We start from the raw sequence: 16397 nt of genomic DNA on the forward strand, positions 1-16397 counted from the left end.
CGCCCGGAGCGGTCACGTCCGGACAGGCCCTGGCTTAGTCCGCCGCGCTGATCAGTTCTTCGCGCCCCCGCGTACCCGGTCCAGCGACAGTCTAAGGACCAGCGGGCCGCTCGCCGGAGCGTTCTCGGTACGTACCCGGGACAGTTCGGCGTCGGACAGGGCCCGCCGGTAGACGCGTACCTCGTCCAGCGCGCCGGTGAACTGGACGCGGCTGTCGGGCTTCTGGCCGAGGTGTACGCCGAAGACCGAGCCGCGGCTGACCGACCCCGGGACGTCGGGGGCGACGGTGGTCTCGTCCCCGTCCACCGAGAGCAGCAGCCTGCCGCCACTACGGCGCAGTGCCAGATGGTGCCAACTGCCGTCGTTGTAGGCGGAGTTGGTCACCGCCTGGGCGCCGGCGGCCGGTTGGGCGCCGTCGACGGCGGTGATACGGGCGACGATCCGGTGATGGGCGGGGTCGCCGGAGATCGCGACCTGCGGGGCCCTGGCGCCCACGCCGCCCATCCACAGCAGCGGCTGTTCACCGGTGGTGGCGTCGTAGCGGAACCACAGACTGCTGGTGAAGTCGTGGGTCCCCAGGGGCAAGGCGCGGCGGAAGGGGAGGCGTACCGCATCGTCGGTGCCGTCGAAGGACAGTGCCGGTCCGAAGCGGCCGTCGGTGCCGCGGGCGCCGCCCAGGACGAGCGCCGGCCGTGCGCCGGGGGCGGTGTCGCGGGTCGTGGGGTCCGGGGCGCGCCGCGGGCCGAGCCAGTCCTCGGTGAAGCGGGCGAAGCGGATCTCGTCCCGCGCGTCGACCGCTCCGCCCTCGTACATCAGGCCGGTGACCTCGGGGGAGATGGCGACCAGATCGGAGTAGCCGGACCAGTCGGTGGTGACCCGGGCGCCGCGGTCGACGCCCTCCCAGGTGCGGCCCTCGTCGTAGGACGAGCGGATGGTCATGGTCCGGCGCCGGTCGGGGTCGGCGGGGGCCGCGAACAGGGTGCGGCCGCGGCCGGTGCGCGGATGCGGCAGACGGAGCGCCGAGCCCTGCACCATCGGCGTGTAGAGGCCGGGGAGGGCGCGGAACGGTGCGGCGAAGGAGTCGCCGCCGTCCCGGCTGACCGCCGCGGTGCGATGGCCCAGGTCGGTGCCGTCCTGTTCGCGGCCGTTGATGTAGAGGGAGCCGTCGGAGCGTTCCAGGAGCGTCATCTCCGAGGGCTTCTGACGGAACGTCCCGCTCCACTCCGTTCCGCCTCCGCTCTTCGACGGACCTTCGGAAGCGGAGCCGGCCGCGACGGGCCAGCTGTCCAGCGCGCCGACCTTCCAGGTGGTGCCGCCGTTGTCGCTGTGGATCAGGGCGGCATGGTTGGCGGTGACCCGGTGGTCCGCGTAGCTCTCGGCGTTCACGCTGAACACCAGCCGCCCCGCATGCCGTCCACGGGTGAGCTGGATGCCGTGCACGGGACCGGTGGCGTACCAGGAGTTCCACTCCGGAGGGCGGATGCCGGCGGTCAGGTCCCGGGGCGCGGACCAGGTCGCGCCGTCGTCGTCGCTGTACTGAAGGTGCGGGGTGCGATCGCAGGGGACATCGCAGCTGAGGCCGTCGGCGCGGCCCTTGTTGTAGGTCTCGGCGAGCACGATCCGGCCGGTGCGGCGGTCCACGATGGGCGCCGGATTGCCGTGGGTGTCACCGTTGCCGTGGTTGATGACCTGGAGCGGTCCCCAGGTCCGGCCGCCGTCGGTGGAGCGTTTGAGGACGAGGTCGATATCGCCCGCGTCGCCACAGTCGTGTCGCCGGCCCTCGGCGAAGGCGAGCAGGGTGCCCCGCGTGGACTGTACGACGGCCGGTATACGGAAGCAGTAGTAGCCCGGGTCCTGGGCGGCCTTGAAGAGGATCTGCTGGTCGAAGCCGCCGGCGGGGGTGCCCGGCGCGCCGTCCGGTGCGGCGTGGACGGGGGCGGCCGGCAGGAGGGCGAGGGCTGTGGCGGTCAGTGCGGCGAGCAGGGCCGCGACGCGGTGGCGGGGTCTGCTGCGGGGGCTGGGGTGTGCGCGGAGAACTGACGTCATGGTCCGGCCTGCCCTTCGAGGCATCGGCGTCGGGTCATCAGGACATCCCACGTCCTATGTGTGCATCGCGACGGAAGCTACTGCCGCGTGCGGAGCGCGACAAGGAGCGTGCGTCGGTTCTCCGTGCCGTAGCCGGAATTCACTCTCCCGGCCCGCAGGTACTGCGCCGGGTGCGCCGGAAGCGCCGACTGCGGTGCGGGGGCCGGGAGTGCCGCGTGGGCCGGGTGCCCCGAATCTGCCGTATGTGCCCGCCGGGCCTCACGGCCGCAGCACCACCTTTCCGAGGTTGGCCCTGGCCTCGATGATCGCGTGCGCCTTCGCGGCCTCGGCCAGCGGCAGTTCGGCGTGGACGGCGGCCCGCAGCCGGCCGGCGCCGGCCAGCTCCCACAGCCGCGCCCGGTGCTCCTCGTACAGCTCCCGGTGGACGGTGGAGAAGTGGCGCATCGTCAGCCCGGTGATCGTCTTGGCGCCGGCCAGCAGCTCATGCGCCGGGACCGTGCCGCCACCGGAGTTGAAGAAGATCAGCCGGCCGCCGGGGGTCAGCGCCGCCAGCGCGCGCGGCAGCAGCTCGCCGCCGACACCGTCCAGCACGATGTCGACCGGCGCGCCCCAGGACTCCTGGTCGTACGTCACCACCTCATCGGCCCCCAGGTCGCGGAGGAACTCCGCCTTGGCGGCCGAGCTGACGGCGGCCACCACCCGTGGCACCCCCTGAAGCTTGGCCAGTTGGACGGCGAGATGCCCGGTGCCGCTGGCCGCGCCGGTGATCAGGACGGATTCGGCGCCCCAGGGTGCGGCGGTGCTGAGCGCGGCGAGTGCGACATGCCCGCTGCGCACCAGTGCCACCGCCTGCACGGCGCTCGCCCCGTCCGGTATCCGGCTCGCCAGAAAGGTGGGGGCGAGGGCGAGTTCGGTGTACGAGCCGGTGAGGGTGAGCGAGGTGACGCGGTCGCCGGGGGCGAAGCCGGTGACGTCCGGGCCGAGCGCGACGACCGTACCGGCGATCTCGCCGCCGGGCATGGCGGGCAGCGGATCGCCGCCGCCGTTGCCGTCGCCGCGCACCCGCCGTACGCACGGCAGCGTGACGCCGATGGCCTCCGTGCGCACCAGGAGTTCCCCCGGGCCGGGCACCGGCGCCGCCGCCTCCTCGACCCGCAGCACGCCGGGACCGCCGTAGGAATGGAATCGGACGCGGCGCATGGGCAGCACCTCCGGGTTCGTCGGCCGGTGGGCACCGGTGGCTTCATTGGGTGCCCCAACGATAGTCATGGATCATTGGGGCAGCCAATGGTTTTTCGTTGGGTCCTCCAACGGGTTTCTCGGTACGGTGGCCCCATGGCCGACACTCCCTACGCCCCCAGCCGTATCCGCGCGCTCCCCAGCTGGCTGCTGGGCCGCGCCGCCGCCCGCGGGCACCGCCTGGTCGCCGACGCGCTGGCCGCCGAAGGCATGCGGATGATGCATCACGCCGTTCTCTCGGCGGTCGCCGAACTCGGTCCGGTCTCCCAGGCGGAGCTCGGCCGGACGCTGGCCATCGACCCCAAGGACATGGTCGCGATCGTCAACGACCTCCAGCAGGACGGGCTGGTGACCCGCACCCCCGACCCCAAGGACCGGCGCAAGAACGCCGTCGAGATCTCCGCCGAGGGCCGACAGCGGCTGCGCCGCACCCAGCGGCTCGGCGACGAGGCCAACGCGGAGCTGACCGCGGCCCTGACCCCCGCCGAACGCGAGCAGCTGATCGCGCTGCTGACCCGGATCGCGCTGCCGGCGGGCTGACGCACGGCCGCCGGCCGTGCCGGGCGCGCCTCAGCCCGTGGTGGCCGCCGCGTCCAGGGCGATCCGGTGCTCACCCGCGTACACGTTCATGGAGGTGCCACGCAGAAACCCGACCAGGGTCAGCCCCGTCTCGACGGCCAGATCGACGGCGAGCGAGGACGGCGCCGAGACCGCGGCCAGCACGGGAATGCCCGCCATCACCGCCTTCTGCGCCAGCTCGAACGACGCCCGGCCGGAGACCATCAGCACGCTGGAGGACAGCGGCAGCCGCCCCTGTTGCAGCGCCCGCCCGACGATCTTGTCGACGGCGTTGTGCCGCCCCACGTCCTCCCGGATGTCGAGCAGCTCACCGTCCGCCGTGAACAGCGCCGCGGCATGCAGGCCCCCCGTCCGCTCGAACACCCGCTGGGCCGCCCGCAGTCGGTCGGGGAGCGCGCTCAGCGTCTCCGGAGCGATCCGGACCGGGGTGTCGGGGGAGGTGTCCAGGGACCAGCGGGCGGTGGTGCGGACGGCGTCCAGGCTGGCCTTGCCGCACAGCCCGCACGACGAGGTCGTATAGACATGGCGTTCCAGGCTGATGTCCGGGACCGGAACCCCGTCCGCGAGCCGGACATCGACCACGTTGTAGCTGTTGCCCCCGCTCCCGCTCCCGGCGTCGTCCGGGCCGGCGGTGCCCCCATCGGTGGCCCCCGCGCAGTAGACGATGTTCGCCAGTTCATCGGCGCTCGCCAGGACGCCCTCGCTGACGAGGAAGCCGGCGGCGAGCGCGAAGTCGTCACCGGGCGTGCGCATGGTGATCGCCAGCGGTTTGCCGCCGACCCGGATCTCCAGTGGCTCCTCGGCGACGAGGGTGTCCGGGCGGGTGCTCACGGCACCGTCGCGGATGCGGATGACGCGGCGTCGCTCGGTGACCCGTCCCATGTCTGATCAGTCCCGTCCGCACCGGTCCGGCGTGGTCCCGGTGCTGTATGTGCCGAGGGCCGAAGCGGCCCCTGATACGGATCGCCGTGGGTCACCGGTGGCCGTGGGGGCGAGGTGACCTTGACGTTCTCATTCTCCTGCACCTGCCGGGTGCGGTGGTGCGCCGCGTCGTGAAGTCGTCCACGGGCCGGCTGAAGCGCTCTTCGCGCGGTGTCAGGAGGATCAGCCCGCCCGGTACGGCAGCAGCAACTCGCTTGCCACATGGGCGAGATGGACGTGCGCACCGCACGGCGGCCGGTGTGGTGCCCACGAAGAGCGCGAATCAAGGGAAGACGGAGGGATGGCCGGGCCGTGGTGTGGGTAGGTGCTTGAGCCGGGGCCCGGTCAGCGCCCCGCATCCGGGGTCGGCCCTTGCCGCGGCCCCGCGCGAAACGGCCCGGTGGCGGGATCTGTGGGGGATCCCGCTACCGGGCGTTGCGCAGTCGCCGCCCGCGCGTCGCTCAGGCGCCGCCCGGCCCGGTCCCGGCCCTTCGGTCCGATCCGCGAGACCAGCCCAGGTCACCGGCCTTTGTCCGGGTAATGTGCAGCCGATCAGGCATGACGTACCCGAAGCAGGAAACCGCGCCGGGCACCCGACCGACCACGAATGGCGAGACGCACATGAGCGAAGGGACCGCACCGGCGGCCGGCGAAGCGGCCTCCGTTGCCGACGAGGCGGCCCGTGAGCGGCTGCTTTACCTGCGCGGCAGCATCGACAACCTCGACGCCGCCTTGGTGCATCTGCTCGCCGAGCGTTTCAAGTGCACCCAGCAGGTCGGCGAGCTCAAGGCGCGGCACAGCCTGCCGCCCGCCGACCCGGCCCGGGAGGCCGCGCAGATCGAGCGGCTGCGCCGGCTGGCCGAGGACGCCAAGCTGGACCCGGCCTTCGCCGAGAAGTTCCTCAACTTCATCATCGGCGAGGTCGTCCGCCACCACCGGGCGATCGCCGACCGTACGCACGAAGAGGCGACGACGGAAGCGGCGGGGCCCGCGGCGGGCTGAGTCCCGTACGTCCAGCGGACGGCATGGCAGCGCCCGCGCGGCAACGAGCCGCGTGGGCGCCCGCGTTTCCGGTGCAGCGCGCAGGGCCCACCGCGAAGAATGGCGCAGTTCCTCCTTGACCGTCCGGCCCCACGGTCGCCTCACCCAGCTGGCCCCGCCGCCTCCGCCGAGTGACACTCGCCATACCTGACGCCGGACCGTCCCGCAGTGTCGCCGCGCCCACTACCGTCCAGTAACACGGTTCCATCGGGAGCCGATCGAGCGCCACCACCCTGCCCCTCCGGCCGTGCACCGAGAGCGGAGACACATGATGGCCACCACCCCCGCATCCCCCGCCGACCCGGCGCGGAGCGACCGCCCCGCACCGACGCTCATACTCAAGCCCGGTACGTCCTGGCAGGACGCCTGGCAGCGCAGCCTGGCCGCGGCCCCCGAGGCGTTCCGCGACGACCAGGCCCTCAACCTCTGGGGCGCCGCCTGGCATCCGGACGGCCACCCGCTGCCCGCCACCAGCCCCGTCGACGGCAGCCCCGTCGCCGGTCCGCCCCGGCTCGACGCGGACGCCGCGCTGCACGCCGTACGCGCCTCCCTCGACCAGCACCGGGCCTGGCGCCAGGTCCCGTTGGCCGAACGCAAGGCCCGGATCTCCGCCACCCTCGACGCGCTGACCGAGCACCGCGAACTGCTCGCCCTGCTCCTGGTCTGGGAGATCGGCAAGCCCTGGAAGCTCGCGCAGGCGGACGTCGACCGAGCCATCGACGGGGTCCGCTGGTACGTCTCCGAGATCGACCGGATGCTCGTCGACCGCACCCCGCTGCCCGGCCCGGTCAGCAACATCGCCAGTTGGAACTACCCGATGTCGGTCCTGATCCACGCGATGCTGGTACAGGCGCTGGCCGGCAACGCGGTGATCGCCAAGACCCCCACCGACGGCGGCCTGGTGTGTCTCACCCTCGCCTGCGCGCTGGCCGTCCGGGAAGGCGTCCCGGCCACCCTCGTCAGCGGCAGCGGCAAGGAGCTCTCGCCCTCCCTCGTCCGCTCACCCGAAATCGGCTGTGTGTCCTTCGTCGGCGGCCGGGACACCGGCGCCCGGGTCGCCACCGCCGTCGCCGACCTCGGCAAACGCCACATCCTCGAACAAGAGGGCCTCAACACCTGGGGCATCTGGAACTTCACCGACTGGCCGGCCCTGACGCCGCTGCTCCGCAAGACCTTCGACTACGCCAAGCAGCGCTGCACCGCCTACCCCCGCTTCGTCGTCCAGCGTGCAGCCTTCGCCGACTTCCTCGCCGCCTACCTCCCGGCCGTCCGCAGCGTCCGCTTCGGCCACCCCTTGGCCGTCGCCGACCCCGCCGATCCGCTCCCCGAACTCGACTTCGGACCGCTGATCAACGCCGCCAAGGCCAAGGAACTCGCCGACCTCACCCACGAGGCGATCTCCCGGGGCGCGGTCCCCCTGCACCGCGGCAGCCTGGCGGACGGTCACTTCCTGCCGTCCCAGGACACCTCGGCCTACCTCCCGCCGACCACGCTCCTGGCCCCACCCCCGTCCTCCCCGCTCCACCACGCCGAGCCCTTCGGCCCCGTCGACACCCTCGTCCTCGTCGACACCGAGGCGGAACTCCTCGCCGCCATGAACGCCAGCAACGGCGCCCTGGTCGCCAGCCTCTCCTGCGACGACAAGGACACCTACGACCGCCTCGCGCCGCAGATCCGCGCCTTCAAGGTCGGCCACGGCAAGCCGCGTTCCCGGGGCGACCGCGATGAACTCTTCGGCGGTTTCGGCAACTCCTGGAGCGGTGCCTTCGTCGGCGGCGAACTCCTCGTCCGCGCGGTCACCGAAGGCCCGGAGCCCGAACGTCTGCCGGGCAACTTCCCGGACTACCACCTGATGCCGTAACCAGGGCGCCGGACCGGTACTAGCCGATCCCCTGCCGGTCGGGAGACGAGGCGAACCGCCGGTCCGGCGCCGCCGGCACCGCGCGCTCCACCGCCTGGAGCAGGAGCGTGCGGTGCCGCACCAGCGGCTCCCGCCGCGGTTCCGGTGCGAGCCGCAGCAGATCGTCGATCCCGGCCAGCATCCGCCGGCTGACCTGCGGACTGTGCACCGCTGCCACCCGGATCTCGGTCAGCCCCAGGTCCACCAGATCGGCCCAGGCCGGTACGTTCTGCACCAGCCGCACCGCGCCCCGGCGGTCCCGGTGGTGCACCGCCCCGAGCGGCCGCCCCACCACCGCCGCGAGAATCTGCACGATCCGGTCCAGGCACTGCACGGCCGTGGTCGGATCGTTCACCGCCGGCGACAGCGCCCGCAGCGCGATGTCCGCCAACTGCCGCAGCCCGAGCCCGAGATCCTGGTGAAAGGTGCGCTCCACCCCCACCGACACCGTGCGCCGCAACGCCCACCGGGGCGGCACCGTCTCGCCGTGCACCGCCAGTACCGGCGTCCCCGGCAGCACGAAATCCCCGATCCGCGGCAGCAGCCGCAGCACAACCCCCTGCCGCCGTGCCACCCGCACCAGCCGCGCCACATGCACATCCCGTACGAGCCCGGCCCGGCCGGTGTGCGCGACCCGTCCCGTCTCGGCCGCCAGGGAGCCCCCGTCCTCCGCGCCCTCCTTGCCCGTGCCCTGTCGCGCCAGCATCCGCAGCGTCTCCCGGGTGATCCGGTCGACCACCGGCCCCACCTGCATCAGCCGCAGCGTGGCCGACACATACGCGATGAACAGCAGCAGGCTGAGCACCACCAGGGCCATCGTCAGCACGCTCTGCACCACGGGCACCGAGGTGACCTGGCGGATGTCGGTCTCGCTCTCGTACGAGGTGAGCACCAGCAGCGAGAACAGGAAGGTCGCCAGGAAGATGCTGAGCGTGATCTTGCTGATCCGGCTCCGGATGAAGATCCGCACCACCCGCGGGGTGAGCTGACCGCTGGCCATCTGCACCGCGACCAGCGAAATGCTGAAGACCACGGCGATGAAGGTCATCATCGCCGAGCTGATCGTCGTCACGATCGTCCTGGTGTCCTCGGCCACCGACACCAGGTCCCGCAGCGCCGCATACGCCTTCTCGCGCTGGAGCAGCGCAACGATCTCAAGATCGAGCGCCGACGCCCCCCACCACAGCAGCCCGGCACACACCAGCCCCGCCGACGGCGCGAACCAGAACGTGTCCCGCAGATGCTCCCGTAGCGGCGACAGCGCACGTGGCCTGCGGGGACCACTGATATGCGCGACATGTCCCTCATTGCCCATAAATCGAGGTTATGTGGGCGACGGATACGCAGGTGAAGGGCACTCCGAAACCTTGGTATTGTTGTCCATGTCGCCGCGGGGAACGCCCCGTGAAGATCACACCTAGTCCGGGTGGCGGAATGGCAGACGCGCTAGCTTGAGGTGCTAGTGCCCTTTATCGGGCGTGGGGGTTCAAGTCCCCCCTCGGACACCAGCGAAGACCCCTGCTGAGCAGGGGTCTTTCTGCGTCTCTGCGCTTGCGGCACGACCGGGGTCCGGCCCAGGGGCCGGCGCCTTCCCGGGGTCGGTGAGGGGGCGAGTCAGTCCGCAGGGCCGGTGGCGCCGGGATGACAGCGACGGGCGCCCCGAGGGGCGCCCGTGTCGTTAGTCGCGGTGGCGAGGTGGTGCCGCGTGCCGGCCGGCTGCCGCCTCACGCTCTGCCTGAATCTCTCGACGCTGTTCGTCCAGGTAACGGGACCCTTCACGTTCCGCTGCTAGGCGTTCGCTCTCCGGCATCGCGTCCCAGCGTTGCTGGAACGTGTCGAAGCGCTCCTCAAGGGATTCGTTCCGAGGCAGGCCGTCAATGGCTTCCCGGATTCCCCGGCGGCCCGACATGACGTCCCTGGCCATCTCGGCCAGCGGATCGCGGCCGTCTCCCTGCGCCAGGTTCTTCAGCATTTTACGAAGCATACGGGCCCTGGCCTCATCCTTGGCCAGGTCCATGAATTCGGCGTCGCCGACTTCACGCTGATTTCCGTTGGGCTGCACTCTTCCCCGTTTTCTGTGTCGAATGTGCTTCTGTGGCTGGATGGCGTTGTGTGGCCATCGGGGTGGGGGATCAGGCCACTGGACTGTCGTAGGCCTTGCCCGGGATGGGGAACTTGATCGCTTTGTTTTCGATCGAGGAGGTGATGCCGGTAACTAGCGCTACGGAACCGTTCATGGCAGTTTGAAGTTCACTGATGACCGTCGTCAGCTTCGACCACATATTAATCATGGCGATGACCTCACCTGCGATCGCCCCCGCGGCGATCGCAGGACCGAACAAAGTGAAGCTCGTCGAGGCGCCGGCTAGTGCCGTCAGGCCGACGATCGCCGCGGTGTCCAAAATCCCCTGGAGCAGGTCACCGCACGCCTCGGCCGCGTTCCAGACGGATTCGGTTGTCTTCTCGTAGTTCTCCTTCAGGTCAACGAAGGAGTGCTTCATGTCCGCAATGTCTTTCGAGAGCGTATCGAAGTAGATGTATGCGGCGTCGGCGGCGTTACCGTTCCATGTTTTGTCCAGTGCTGTATTGCCGGCCTTGATGTTCTCCGCAAGATCCTCGCAGAATTCCCCCATCGCCTTCCAGGCCTTAGCGCACTGTGCATACTCGGTCCAGTCACCGGCGATCAACTTCTTTGCCTCGTCGACCGGATTGAAGTCGAAGGCGATTTCCAGGCCCTTGCTGATTACCCAGGAAGGACTCAGTACGTCGCCGAAGGAAAGAAGGTCCTTGACGACTCCGCCTTCCGGCTCCTCCTTGTCGTCGTCCACCTTCGGCGGCACCAGGTGGCTGGTGGGCTTTGCTGTGTCGGCGAATCCCATTTCGCTTGCTCCCCGAGATAGATGTGACGTGATCTAGCGCTTGGATGCCGGATAGGTGGCATCCATCTTTCGGGCTTCATTCTGATCCGTCGAATCGTAATGCTTCGCGGATTGGAGCAGCTCTGTGGACGATGAAGTGAGGATCTTATGCAATGCTTTGAGTGTATTCTGTACGCGATTTACCACGTCCTTGTGGGCGCCGTCCCAAATCTGAGCCACTGTGGAAATAGGGCCGACATCGGAGGGAAGCATCTCGCAAGACTTCTTGACGTAATCCCTTGATTCTTCGACGTCGTCAGCCGCCCGTTTCACCTGCTTTCCGAAACCTGTCAGATCGTCTGAATCGACCGAAAAGCTCATTCTGTCCCCCATCGCGACTTTGACGCGCTCTGAGTGCGCTGATACTGTATCTGAGTGAAACTTATCGGCGATGACGACGGAAATCTTCCGCCGCTTGAACTCGATGGTGAGACGCGCGGGCCGGCTGACGAATACTTTCAACGTCAGGTCCGGTCCTGGGCGCTGCTTCCGCTCTTTTTCGGGGTGCTGCTTCCTTGGGTGTGGGTCTATTGCGCTTTTGTGTATGACCTCCCCAAGGTCCTCCCCTTCCTTGCTCTGGTGGTGACGCACGCCGGGCTGCTGCTCGTCTGGTTCGGGCGTCGCAGTTCGCGCCGGATGATCACCTGGGCCGGTGTCGCGTGCTATCCCGTCGCCGTGGCTCTGTGTCTGCTGCTGCGGGACGTGCTCTAGCGGTCCGCGGGGGGTCCCGTTCCGGGGCGCCGTGAAGGGCATCGAAAAGGTGGGCAATAGGGGTGTTATGTCCCGTTCTGCGGGAGTATCCTGAAGGTCGGCCTACGGGGCGAGCGAGGGAGTTCGACCGGACTGGCCTCGGGGAAGGGAGCTCTGGCTCTCGCCGAGGACAAGAGGAAAGGTCGGGCTGAGAGGCTGAAAGGTCGTAAGACCGGACGGCGACCCCCAAGCACCTGATCCGGACAATGCCGGCGAAGGGAGCCCACCTCGTAGGTCTTTTGTGTGCCCCGGTCATGCGCTTCGCGTCCGGGGCTGCGTCATGTCCGCATCATGTCCGCGCACTTCTCCCCGATCATCATCGTCGTGATGCAGGGGTTCACCGCCGGCAGGAACGGCATTACCGAACCGTCGGCCACCCGCAGACCCGTGACGCCCTTGACCCGCAGCTGGGGGTCGAGCGGGGTGGCCTGGTCGTCGGCGGAGCCCATCCGGACCGTGCAGGCGGGGTGGTAGACGGTGTTGTGGGTGGTGCGGATGTAGTCGAGGAGCTCGGAGTCGGAGTGGGCGGAGGGGCCCGGGGCGAGTTCGGTGCCCGCCCAGTCGGCCATCGCGGGCTGGGCGATGATCTCGCGGGCGAGCCGGAGTCCATGGGTCATGACGCGGATGTCGTGCTCGTCGGTGAAGTAGCGCGGGTCGACCTTGGGCTTGTCACGAAAGTCGCGGGTGCGCAGCCGTACGGTGCCCAGGGAGCGGGCGCGGGTGACGTTCGGGGTGAGGCAGAAGGCGTTCTCCGAGGTGGGGTAGCCGCGGCGGTAGGTGTTCATGTCGAAGGGCACCTGGCCGTAGTGGAACATCAGGTCCGGGCGGTCCAGGCCCGGCTCGGTGTCGGCGAAGATGCCGATCTCCCACCACTGGGTGGAGGAGCGGACCATGGGCTGCTTGGCGTCCCACATGATCACGCCCTCCGGGTGGTCCTGGAGGCTGGAGCCGACGCCGGGGGAGTCGACGATCGGCTCGATGCCGGTGGCGCGCAGATGGGTGGCCGGGCCGATGCCGGAGAGCATCAGGAGCTTGGGTGAGTCGATGGCGCCGCAGGAGACGACGGTCTCGCGGCGGGCGTGGACGGTGCGGGTGTGGATCAGGTCGGGGGCGAGGTAGTCCACGCCGGTGCAGTGCCGTGCGGAGTCGAAATTCAGGCGTCGGGCCTGGAGCCCGGTCCGTACCTCCAGGTTCTTGCGGGTGCCCATGACGGGGTGGAGATAGGACACCGAGGCCGAGGAACGGGTGCCGTCGGGGCGGCAGTTGATCTGGAACCAGTTCGCGCCCCGGATGACGGTCTCGCCGGTGTTGAAGGCGGCGGTCGGGATGCCGGCCGCCGCGCAGGCCTCCAGGAGGGCCACTCCGCACGGGTCGTGCGGCGGGACGGTGCGCAGCACGACCGGGCCGTCGTGGCCGTGGTGGTCTCCGGGGCCGTCGTTGTTCTCCAGCCGCTGGAAGAGCGGGAAGCAGTCGGCCGCGCCCCAGCCCGTACAGCCCATCGCGGCCCACTCGTCGAGATCCTCGGCCGGGGTCCAGAAGGCGATACAGGAGTTGTGCGAGGAGCAGCCGCCCAGCACCTTGGCGCGGGCGTGCCGCAGGAAGCTGTTGCCGTTCTCCTGCGGCTCGACCGGATAGTCCCAGTCGTAGCCGGATTCCAGCAGCCCCATCCACCGGTCCAGGCGCAGCACGTTCTCGTCGCCGACATCGGACGGGCCGGCCTCCAGCAGGCAGACGGTGACCGCCGGATCCTCGCTGAGCCGGGCCGCCACGACCGCGCCGGCCGTGCCGCCGCCGACCACGACATAGTCGAACTCGTCCACAGGAGCCTCTTGGGACATCGTGCCGTCTCCAGATCAGGGGGTGGGGTTGCCGGCGTCGCCCGAGGTGCCGCGGTCCGGGTGGACGGCGGCGTGCATGGCCAGGACGCCCGTCTTCTTGCGCTGGACGAACCAGTAGTAGGCGAAACCGCCGAGCCCCACGACGCCGATGAACAGGAAGGCGCCCCAGCGCAGATACCAGTGCTGCGGGCCGGTCGCGTTGTAGACCGCGGCGCGCGGCCAGGCGAGGTTCAGGGACATCGCGATGCCCCAGCACACCGCCAGGAGGTTCACCGGAATGCCGAACTTGCCGAGGGAGAACTTGCCCTTGGCCGGGGTCCAGTTGCCCCGCAGCCGCTGGATCAGCATCGGCAGCGTGACCGCCAGATAGGCCAGGTAGATCATGATGATCGCGATACTGGTGATCACCGAGAAGATCTGCGGCTGATTGACGTTGATGACGAGGATGCCGATCGCCACCAGCCCGATGATGACGGCCGGCAGCACCGGTGTCTGGAAGCGCGGGCTGACCTTGGCGAGCAGCGAGGCGGCCGGGAGGTTGTTGTCCCGGGCCATCGCGAACGCCAGCCGGATGCCTGCGGTGTGCACCGCCAGTTCGCACACGGTGATCGCGATGACCACACACCAGAGCACGATCTGTCCGACGGTCGAGCCGAGCGTGGAGAGCACCACGTACTGGAGACCGTCCACCTTCAGCTGTTCGGCCTGAAGGTTGGGCACCGACATCAGCGCGAACAGCAGGATCAGACCGCCGATGAGGAACGACGCGACCAGTGCCCGCAGGATCGCGCGGGGGGCGTTGCGGCCGGGGTCCTTGGACTCCTCGCCGAGTGACGAGGCGGTGTCGAAGCCGTACATGACATAGGCCGAGGCCAGCGACGCGGTGAGGAACGCACCGAAGTAGCCGAGGTTCTCGCCCGCGCCCAGACCGAAGGTGTCGGTCACGACGTCGGGGCCGCGGGTGACATGCGCGGCGAGCAGCAGGATCAGGACGATGGCGGCGATCAGCTCGATCGCCACGCCCGCGGAGTTGATCCGGGCCATGAGTTTGACGCCGAAGGCGTTGACCAGGGTGGTGAAGGCGATCAGTACGGTGCCGAGCAGGACGGCGTTCTCGGCCGCGGACTTGCCGGTGCCGTCGCCGATGAACTGGAACCACGACGAGATCTGCGGCAGCGTCACCTGGTAGGCCAGCGCCACCGCGGACAGCGAGACCATGGTCGCGGTCAGCATCATCCAGCCGCCGAGCCAGCCGATGTGCGGGCCGCCGAGCTTCTTGGCCCAGTTGTAGACCGATCCGGCCACCGGGTAGCGGGCGGCCAGCTCGCAGAAGCACAGCGCCACCATCAGCTGGCCGAAGAACACCATCGGCCAGGACCACCAGTAGGCCGGTCCGCCGTGGGCGATACCGAAGTAGAACAGCTGGAAGGTGCCGGTGAGGATGGAGATATAGCTGATGCCGGCGGCGAAGGTGTGGAAGTTGCCCAGGGTGCGCTTGAGTTCCGGCTTGTAGCCGAGCTCGGCGAGCGAGTCGTCGTCGTGCTCACCGTGGGCCCGGCTGCCGGGGTGGGGGGACTCGGGGCCGGTCACTCGAACCACCTCTGCGGCCGTGGCGCGGTGTTGCGCCAGACGTGCTTGGCCTCCTGGTACTCCGCCAGCCCCGCGGGCCCCAGCTCGCGGCCGACGCCGGACTGCTTCATCCCGCCCCACTCCGCCTGCGGCACATAGGGGTGGAAGTCGTTGATCCACACCGTGCCCGCGCGCAGCCGGGCGGCGACCCGGTGGGCCCGCTCGCTGTCCTGTGTCCACACCGCCCCGGCCAGCCCGTACACCGTGTCGTTGGCGAGCGAGACCGCCTCGTCCTCGTCCCGGAAGCGCTCGACGGTCAGCACCGGGCCGAAGCTCTCGTCGCGGACGACGGTCATGTCCGGGGTGCACTCGTCCAGCACGGTCGGCAGATAGTAGAAGCCGTTCGCCAGCGACGGATCGTCGGGCGGGGAGCCGCCGCAGAGCAGTACGGCGCCTTCTTCCAGCCCGGCCGCCACATACGCCTCGACCTTCGCGCGGTGCGCGGCAGAGATCAGCGGGCCGGTGCGGGCATGCTCGTCGAACGGTCCGCCGAGCCGGATCCGCTGGGCGCGGGAGACCAGTTCGTCGACGAAGGCATCGTGCAGCTCCTCCTGGACGAGCAGCCGGGCGCCCGCCGAGCAGACCTGCCCGGAGTGCAGGAAGACGGCCATCAGGGCGTAGTCGACGGCGGTGTCGAAGTCGGCGTCCGCGAAGACGATGTTCGGGTTCTTGCCGCCCAGCTCCAGCGCGATCTTCTTCACCGTCGGGGCCGCCGCGGCCATGATGCGCCGGCCGGTGAGCAGCCCGCCGGTGAACGACACCATGTCCACCCGCGGGTCCTCGGTCAGCAGCGCGCCCACGCCCGGGCCGGTGCCCAGCACCAGATTGGCGGCGCCGCCGGGCAGCCCGGCCTCGGACAGCAGCCGCATGAGGTGGACGGCGGTGTGCGGGGTCAGCTCACTGGGCTTCAGGATGAAGGTGTTGCCCGCGACCAGACAGGGGGCGACCTTCCAGGCGGTCTGGAGCAGCGGGTAGTTCCACGGGGTGATCAGCGCGCAGACGCCGACCGGCTCGTGGCACACCGTGCTGTCGATCTCCGGGGCACCGGCGTCCACCACCCGGTCGGTGCCGCCGGCCGCGCCGAGGTTGCCGAAGTGGCGGAAGCAGTTGGCGATGTCGTCCATGTCGTAGCCGCTCTCGACCAGCCGCTTGCCGGTGTCCAGCGACTCGGCCTTGGCCAGCACGTCCCGGTCGCGCTCCAGCAGCTCGGCGACGCGCAGCACCAGCCGACCGCGCTCGGCCGCCGGGGTGCGGGGCCAGGACCCGTCGTCGAAGGCGGTGCGGGCGGCGGAGACCGCTGCCGCCGCGTCCTTCGGCCCGCCCTCGTCCACGGTCGCGACCAGCGTGCCGTCGGCGGGGCAGCGGATCTCACGCACCTGCCCGTCGGCCGCTGCGGTCCACAGACCGCCGATGAACAGCTCCGGCATGGTGGTGCCTCCGGTCTCCGGGCTCGTACGGGGCGGCCGCGGCAGGACCCGGCCGCCCCGGCCCGACGGCGTCAGGCCGCCGGTCGGCCCGCCGTGCGGACCTCGGTGA

At 70.0% G+C, this 16397-nt stretch carries 14 protein-coding genes and 1 tRNA gene; 5 read left to right on the forward strand and 10 right to left on the reverse strand.

Annotated elements, in window-relative coordinates; all coding sequences use genetic code 11:
- Positions 1 to 51: 51 nt before the first annotated feature.
- Positions 52 to 2046 (reverse strand): exo-alpha-sialidase, encoded by a 1995-nt coding sequence (locus AC3EUV_RS01660; protein WP_435601943.1) that lies wholly within the window; start codon positions 2044 to 2046, stop codon positions 52 to 54.
- 258 nt (positions 2047 to 2304) lie between these two features.
- On the reverse strand, positions 2305 to 3246 hold the full coding sequence (locus tag AC3EUV_RS01665) for a quinone oxidoreductase family protein (RefSeq protein WP_435601944.1): 942 nt from the start codon (positions 3244 to 3246) through the stop codon (positions 2305 to 2307).
- A 135-nt stretch (positions 3247 to 3381) separates the two neighbouring features.
- On the opposite strand from AC3EUV_RS01665, the gene AC3EUV_RS01670 reads away from it, so the two are divergent.
- Positions 3382 to 3825 carry a MarR family winged helix-turn-helix transcriptional regulator gene (locus AC3EUV_RS01670; RefSeq protein ID WP_432140542.1) on the forward strand — a complete coding sequence of 148 codons (444 nt, stop codon included), beginning with the start codon at positions 3382 to 3384 and terminating at the stop codon, positions 3823 to 3825.
- Positions 3826 to 3855: 30 nt separating this feature from the next.
- Here AC3EUV_RS01670 and fdhD read toward each other — a convergent pair whose 3' ends face one another.
- A complete protein-coding gene (gene fdhD / locus AC3EUV_RS01675) occupies positions 3856 to 4746 on the reverse strand; it encodes a formate dehydrogenase accessory sulfurtransferase FdhD (RefSeq protein WP_435601945.1) in 891 nt (296 codons plus the stop codon).
- Between the two features lie 660 nt (positions 4747 to 5406).
- Between fdhD and AC3EUV_RS01680 the strand changes: the two genes are divergently transcribed.
- Together AC3EUV_RS01680 and AC3EUV_RS01685 are read left to right on the forward strand one after the other, a co-directional pair.
- Positions 5407 to 5787, forward strand: a complete 381-nt coding sequence (locus tag AC3EUV_RS01680; protein ID WP_432140544.1) for a chorismate mutase — start codon at positions 5407 to 5409, stop codon at positions 5785 to 5787.
- Between the two features lie 310 nt (positions 5788 to 6097).
- A complete protein-coding gene (locus AC3EUV_RS01685) occupies positions 6098 to 7687 on the forward strand; it encodes an aldehyde dehydrogenase family protein (protein ID WP_432140545.1) in 1590 nt (529 codons plus the stop codon).
- A 19-nt stretch (positions 7688 to 7706) separates the two neighbouring features.
- On the opposite strand, the gene AC3EUV_RS01690 is transcribed toward AC3EUV_RS01685, so the two are convergent.
- Positions 7707 to 9041, reverse strand: coding sequence for a DUF2254 domain-containing protein (locus AC3EUV_RS01690; protein ID WP_432140546.1), 1335 nt, complete (start codon positions 9039 to 9041; stop codon positions 7707 to 7709).
- 105 nt (positions 9042 to 9146) lie between these two features.
- Here AC3EUV_RS01690 and AC3EUV_RS01695 point away from each other — a divergent pair.
- Positions 9147 to 9234: transfer RNA gene (locus tag AC3EUV_RS01695), tRNA-Leu, on the forward strand.
- Positions 9235 to 9404: 170 nt separating this feature from the next.
- On the opposite strand, the gene AC3EUV_RS01700 is transcribed toward AC3EUV_RS01695, so the two are convergent.
- The 3 genes from AC3EUV_RS01700 to AC3EUV_RS01710 form a co-directional block, all read right to left on the reverse strand.
- Positions 9405 to 9788 carry a hypothetical protein gene (locus AC3EUV_RS01700; protein ID WP_432140547.1) on the reverse strand — a complete coding sequence of 128 codons (384 nt, stop codon included), beginning with the start codon at positions 9786 to 9788 and terminating at the stop codon, positions 9405 to 9407.
- Between the two features lie 70 nt (positions 9789 to 9858).
- Positions 9859 to 10605, reverse strand: a complete 747-nt coding sequence (locus tag AC3EUV_RS01705; protein ID WP_432140548.1) for a hypothetical protein — start codon at positions 10603 to 10605, stop codon at positions 9859 to 9861.
- 33 nt (positions 10606 to 10638) lie between these two features.
- Complete coding sequence (locus AC3EUV_RS01710; RefSeq protein ID WP_435601946.1) at positions 10639 to 11106, reverse strand: WXG100 family type VII secretion target; 468 nt, start codon at positions 11104 to 11106, stop codon at positions 10639 to 10641.
- A gap of 78 nt (positions 11107 to 11184) precedes the next feature.
- Here AC3EUV_RS01710 and AC3EUV_RS01715 point away from each other — a divergent pair, with 78 nt between their 5' ends.
- Positions 11185 to 11355 (forward strand): hypothetical protein, encoded by a 171-nt coding sequence (locus AC3EUV_RS01715; protein WP_432140550.1) that lies wholly within the window; start codon positions 11185 to 11187, stop codon positions 11353 to 11355.
- Positions 11356 to 11672: 317 nt separating this feature from the next.
- Here AC3EUV_RS01715 and AC3EUV_RS01720 read toward each other — a convergent pair whose 3' ends face one another.
- The 3 genes from AC3EUV_RS01720 to AC3EUV_RS01730 are packed head-to-tail and all read right to left on the reverse strand — an operon-like array spanning position 11673 to position 16288.
- On the reverse strand, positions 11673 to 13232 hold the full coding sequence (locus AC3EUV_RS01720; protein ID WP_432140551.1) for a GMC family oxidoreductase: 1560 nt from the start codon (positions 13230 to 13232) through the stop codon (positions 11673 to 11675).
- A 15-nt stretch (positions 13233 to 13247) separates the two neighbouring features.
- Positions 13248 to 14822, reverse strand: coding sequence for an APC family permease (locus AC3EUV_RS01725; RefSeq protein WP_432140552.1), 1575 nt, complete (start codon positions 14820 to 14822; stop codon positions 13248 to 13250).
- Positions 14819 to 16288 (reverse strand): aldehyde dehydrogenase family protein, encoded by a 1470-nt coding sequence (locus AC3EUV_RS01730; RefSeq protein ID WP_432140553.1) that lies wholly within the window; start codon positions 16286 to 16288, stop codon positions 14819 to 14821. Before AC3EUV_RS01730 ends, AC3EUV_RS01725 begins: the two co-directional genes overlap by 4 nt.
- Positions 16289 to 16397: the final 109 nt, after the last annotated feature.

The organism is Streptomyces sp. bgisy130 (assembly GCF_057708345.1).